The sequence below is a fragment of the Moorena sp. SIO4E2 genome, assembly GCF_010671945.1.
Lineage (GTDB): Bacteria > Cyanobacteriota > Cyanobacteriia > Cyanobacteriales > Coleofasciculaceae > Moorena > Moorena producens.
In genome coordinates this window covers 1-3,949 of the sequence record NZ_JAAHIE010000237.1, presented here as the reverse complement: position 1 = coordinate 3,949, position 3,949 = coordinate 1, and the positions used below count along the sequence as shown (strand labels likewise).

Genomic DNA, 3,949 nt, shown 5'->3' with positions numbered 1-3,949 from the left:
TTCTCCACCAAATAAAAGAGTCTCCAGATTCTGGAAGACCTGGGGAACTGTTCTAGCTACTTGATTGAATAAGGCGGTAGTTAAGAATAATACGCTAATGTTTTGTGTCTGGATTTGTGCTGCTAGGTCTTGGGGTGAAAGAAGAATATCCTTTGGAAGTCCCACCAGTTGAGCCCCTTGAAGGAGAGCTCCCCAAATTTCAAAAGTGGCTGCATCAAAGGAAATATTAGAGGCTTGGGCAACTCGGTCCCTTGGGCTTAACTGAATATAGTTTGTGTTAATCACGAGGCGATTAACTGCCCGGTGAGGCACGGCAACCCCTTTTGGTTGACCTGTGGATCCAGATGTATAAATGACGTAAGCCAGATTCTCTGAGGTGGTGGTGTTGGGGAGATTCTCCTGACTGTGGCGATTAATGGCATCTCTTTCAGCCTCTAAACAAACCACTCTTACTTCTTGCTGCTGAGTTTGCCCGAGTCTTTCAATTAATTGCTGTTGAGTCAATAGGACTTTGATCTGAGCATCTTTAATCATGTAGCTCAGACGCTCTGTTGGATAGGTGGGATCTAGAGGAACATAAGCTCCCCCTGCTTTAAGAATGGCCAAAAGTCCCATGACTATTTCAGGCGATCGTCCCACACAAATCCCCACCAACACTTCTGGACCAACCCCCAGAGATTTGAAGTGGTGGGCTAATTGGTTAGCTTGGGCATTTAATTCTCGATAGGTTAACTGCTGATGTTCAAAGGTGAGTGCGATCGCATCAGGAGATTTGGCAACTTGCTCTTCAAACAATTGATGAATACACCGATCCTTTGGATAATCTGTCTGGGTATCATTCCATTCAACCAGTAACTTATGCTGCTCATCGGTTGTTAGAATCGGCAGATTTTGTCCTTTACTATAGTTTTGTTCAGACATCACCTTTAAGTCCAGGGTAAACGCATCTAAATTAAGTAATTTTTACCAAAAAAAATTAGCTAGATATTAGCTAGATTTTCGAATTTTAGCTAGTCATAATCAAGCTATTGGAGCTGAATAAAAATTTTCCTAGCCTCCTCCCTTAGTTCCCGAAAGAAATTTTAACTCGTCAATGTGGACGGCTATTCTGGACTATTCTGCTTATTTCCTTCGACAAAAATTGACTGATAATTCTCTAGTTAGTTACTGGTAGATGATAAAATTTTTATCATATAGTTATTGTCCATAGCCGCTCGATAGCGTTTCATTGTCTTGATCCAGTCGCTGATGGTTAAGGTTGCTGCGTGGGTCACGTGGGAGCACCGCTGTTTGCCCCGTGGGAACCCCCATGAGCAACTGGCGTGGTTTCCACGGACGGGCTGGGTCCCGAAACAAGTTCCGCACACAGACCCAAAACCATAAGCGACTGCATCAAGACGCTGTTTGTCATTTGTCAGACAACTTAAGACGTTCCTAAAAATTAGTCATGAAATCACTATCTCATATTTTGTGCTCAACTTAACCGGCATTTAGTGCAGGGTAAACGAACACATCTAATTTTATGAGTACTTACTATATATAGTGTTTACTTAATCCACCAAACACTATAGGTGACAATTTCATTCTCAACAAGCACCATAAGGAAGCACAATAAGCCAGGGTTTATTGACAATATGAGTTTGCCCTGGGGTTTTATTTATCACAAACTAGCCAATTTGTCAATAAAATTTAGAGGCGTTTGCCCTGTTAAGGTGCGGAATTCCGTCCCCCTCACGCCCCCTATTTCTTAATATCTAAGTTTATAATAGTAATATAGAGAAAATAGTCAAGGGAATACATCAACCTTAAGGTCTCATGGTTATCAAGCCTAGGGTGCTGCCATTGAAGGATAGATCTAATAATAATTAGATATTGGCATCATTAACTACTGCCAATAATCTTAGGGCTAAAACATCCAGATCAGCTGTGGGACTATAGTGTTTTCTATACTTATGAGGTACACAGTATTTTTCTTTATTCCCTGTTCGCTATTCCCAGATCCGCTGTTCCCTAAAATCTTATCTTAGGTGCGCTTTCCGCATCTAATTATTAAATTCGCCACGGGTCGCACCTCAAAATTGTGTACCTCACCCAATTGAAAACCGCTAGATTGGATAAGCTAGATTAAGAAATCGTGGCAGTTAAGGTAAGGAGGAAATTTTTTCGTGGGAGGTTCACTCGTGGAAGACCGTGACTATACGTTAATCATCGACAAAAGCGGCAGTATGTCTAGCCCAGACTACCAAGATAGGAGCAAAAGTCGATGGCAGATTGCCCAAGAGTCTACCTTAGCAGTGGCCAGAAAATGTGAACAGCTCGATCCAGATGGGATTACGGTTTACCTGTTTTCTAGTCGCTTTAGACGGTACGATAATGTTACCTCAGATAAAGTAGAACAAATTTTCCAAGAAAATGATCCCATGGGTCGCACCGATCTCGCTGGTGTGCTAAAGGATGCCACCGATGACTACTTTAAGCGCAAAGCGGCTGGGCAAACCAAACCCAATGGGGAAACATTATTGGTGATAACCGATGGTGAGCCAGATGACCGCAAAGCCGTAATGCGAGTCATCATTGAAGCATCTCGGAAAATAGACAAGGATGAAGAACTAGGCATTTCACTGATCCAAGTGGGTAATGATGCCATGGCAACTCGGTTTCTTAAAGCACTTGATGATGACCTTCAAGGGGCTGGGGCTCAATTTGACATCGTGGACACAGTCACTCTGGAAGACATGGAGAATATGACCTTAGCCGAGGTTCTGCTTAACGCGATTATTGATTAACCTAAGCTAGCCAAGATTCCCAATGCTTAAACTCCATCCCACGACTAACTATCACGTGGGATGGCTTGTAATCAAAAGAATTTTGAATTAATTGACACCATTATTTTATTGAGATCAGCTGTAAAAAATCAACCGCTACATTTAGTGTAAGAAGAAAACCAACTACCCTAAATCTGCATTTTTTGAAAAAAATTGAGGGAGTTTCCCCCCCGGAAAGGTTTGTAAGCGCCTCAAAAAAAACCTTTTTCATTACTCGAATTGTAAAATTAGTCTCCCCATTTTCGGCTTAAAGATTTAGCATATAAGAGTGACTGAACTTTACTATCCCTTACATTCCTTAAGGGAGGGTCATTGGTTCAAGCTCATTTGCGGAGCCAGTTTTCAACACCTCCCTGCTGTTAGAAGCCTAACCTTGGCTTACACCCTCGCCGGTGCCGATTGTATTGATGTGGCAGCTGACCCGGCGGTCATTTCGGCGGCGAAAGATGCCTTACAAGTCGCCAGCACCATGGGAAAAGAAGCCAAACAGCGAGGGTTTGGCTTCCTTGGCAGACCATGGCTGATGGTGAGCTTGAATGATGGGGAAGACCCCCATTTCCGGAAAGCCGAATTTGACTCGGATTTGTGTCCAGGGGACTGCCCTCGTCCCTGTGAAAAGATTTGCCCAGCACAAGCAATTACTTTCCAGAATGGCAGTGAAGCTTACTCTGGTGTGCTCGACCAACGCTGTTATGGCTGTGGTCGTTGTCTGCCAGTTTGCCCCCATCAGCTGATCACTACTCGGTCATACGTATCAGCTCCTTTTGCGATCGCACCCCTGATTCTAAGCAATGGCGTTGATGCTATAGAAATTCACACCAAAGTCGGGAATTTACCAGATTTTAAAAGACTCTGGCATGCGATCGCACCCTGGTGCGCTCAACTCAAACTCCTAGCCATTAGCTGCCCAGATGGTAAAGATTTGATTGACTACCTAAAAGAAATCTACCAACTAATCCAGCCTTTACCCTGTCCTCTAATCTGGCAAACCGATGGACGTCCTATGAGTGGGGATATAGGCATGGGCACAACTCATGCTGCTATCAAACTCGCTGAGAAAGTCATCGCTGCTGGATTACCAGGATACGTACAGTTAGCTGGTGGTACCAATAACCACACCGTCA

At 43.6% G+C, this 3,949-nt stretch carries 3 protein-coding genes; 2 read left to right on the top strand and 1 reads right to left on the bottom strand.

Going from position 1 to position 3,949, the window contains the following annotated elements; translation table 11 throughout:
* Window positions 1-921 (bottom strand): AMP-binding protein (locus F6K37_RS21900; protein WP_287252123.1); only part of this gene is annotated, 921 nt, incomplete at its 3' end.
* Between the two features lie 1,244 nt (window positions 922-2,165).
* Between F6K37_RS21900 and F6K37_RS21895 the strand changes: the two genes are divergently transcribed.
* Entirely contained in the window at window positions 2,166-2,786 is a 621-nt protein-coding gene (locus tag F6K37_RS21895) for a vWA domain-containing protein (RefSeq protein ID WP_287252121.1), read from the top strand.
* A 307-nt stretch (window positions 2,787-3,093) separates the two neighbouring features.
* A partial coding sequence (gene ldpA, locus F6K37_RS21890; RefSeq protein ID WP_287252119.1) for a circadian clock protein LdpA occupies window positions 3,094-3,949 on the top strand: 856 nt, incomplete at its 3' end.